Consider the following 1,350-nt stretch of genomic DNA (forward strand, 5'->3'; position numbering starts at 1 on the left):
ACCTTTCCCACACGCTCTCCCGCCGGGACACCCCCCGCGAGACGGGCTCCGCAGGACCGCCAGGGCGTCAAGGACGACACACCGCGGCCCGAGCGCGGCCACCCCACCTGCGCGCGACACCCGAGTCCCGGACCGGCGCCGCCGCTCCGGCGACCTCCGCCGCGGAAAGGAATGCGCGTCGTGACTGCAGAGACCTCCCAGACCCTGGACCGTGGCGTCCGGGTCCTCAAACTCCTCGCCGACTCCGAGCGCGGGCTCACGGTGACGGAGCTCGCGGCCCGGCTGGCCGTGAACCGGACCGTCGTGTACCGGCTGCTGGCCACCCTGGAACAGCACGGGCTGGTCCGCCGCGACATCGGCGGCCGGGCCCGGGTCGGCCTCGGCGTGCTGCGGCTGGCCCACCGGGTGCACCCGCTGCTGCGCGAGGCCGCGTTGCCGGCACTGCGCAGCCTGGCCGAGGACCTCGGTGCCACCGCCCACCTCACCCTGGTGGACGGCAGCGAGGCGCTGGCCGTCGCCGTGGTCGAGCCCAGCTGGACCGACTTCCACGTCGCGTACCGGACCGGGCTGCGCCACCCGCTGGGGGAGAGCGCCGCCGGGCGGGCGATCCTGGAGGCGCGCGGCTTCCCGAGCCAGCGCCGTCCGGAGCAGGGCTTCGTCATCACCCGCGCGGAGGAGCAGTCCGGGGCGTGCGGCGCCGCCGCGGCGCTGATCGGGCTGAGCGGGATCGAGGGCAGCGTCGGTGTGGTGATGCTGAACGGTCTCGTCCCGGAACGGGTCGGCCCCAGGGTGGTGGAGGCCGCCACCGAGGTCGCCGACGCCCTGCGGTAGTGCCGGGCACCGGCCCGGGTGTGTTTGGATTTCCCCTGTGTCCGACACCAAGCTGCCCCCGGCCCTGACCGCTCCCCGGACCCGCGCGCTGGCGCTGTGCGGGGCGCTGATCACCGCGCTGTTCGCCGTGGCCGGCTTCGTCCCGCTGCCCTACACGCTGACCTGGCCGGGCGTGACCGCGGACACCCTCGGCAGCTACCAGGGCAAGCCGGTGCTCACCATCACCGGTGCCCCGGTGCGGACCCCCTCGGGCGAGCTGCGGATGGTCACCATCTCGGCGACCAACCCGGGGGAGGAGACCACCTTCTGGCGTTCGCTGCGGGCCTGGTTCGACCAGGACGAGGCGATCCGGCCGACCGAGACCGTCTACCCGCAGGGCGACCCGGCCAAGGCGGAGGAGGTGACCGCCCAGCAGATGGTCGAGTCGCAGGACAGCGCCACCACGGCCGCGCTCTCCTACCTCCACCTCTCGCCGGACCAGGTGAAGGTGAAGGTCGACCTCGGCGACATCGGCGGGCC

The 1,350-nt window shown here is 74.4% G+C and carries 1 protein-coding gene and 1 pseudogene; both read left to right on the forward strand.

Going from position 1 to position 1,350, the window contains the following annotated elements; translation table 11 throughout:
• Positions 1-180 precede the first annotated feature (180 nt).
• Positions 181-831 carry an IclR family transcriptional regulator gene (locus tag MCM47_RS40790; RefSeq protein WP_238862803.1) on the forward strand — a complete coding sequence of 217 codons (651 nt, stop codon included), beginning with the start codon at positions 181-183 and terminating at the stop codon, positions 829-831.
• A gap of 37 nt (positions 832-868) precedes the next feature.
• Positions 869-1,350, forward strand: a pseudogene (locus MCM47_RS40795) (hypothetical protein); the annotation flags it as partial.

Origin of the sequence: Kitasatospora sp. A2-31, assembly GCF_022288725.1 — a bacterium.
Taxonomy (GTDB): domain Bacteria; phylum Actinomycetota; class Actinomycetes; order Streptomycetales; family Streptomycetaceae; genus Kitasatospora.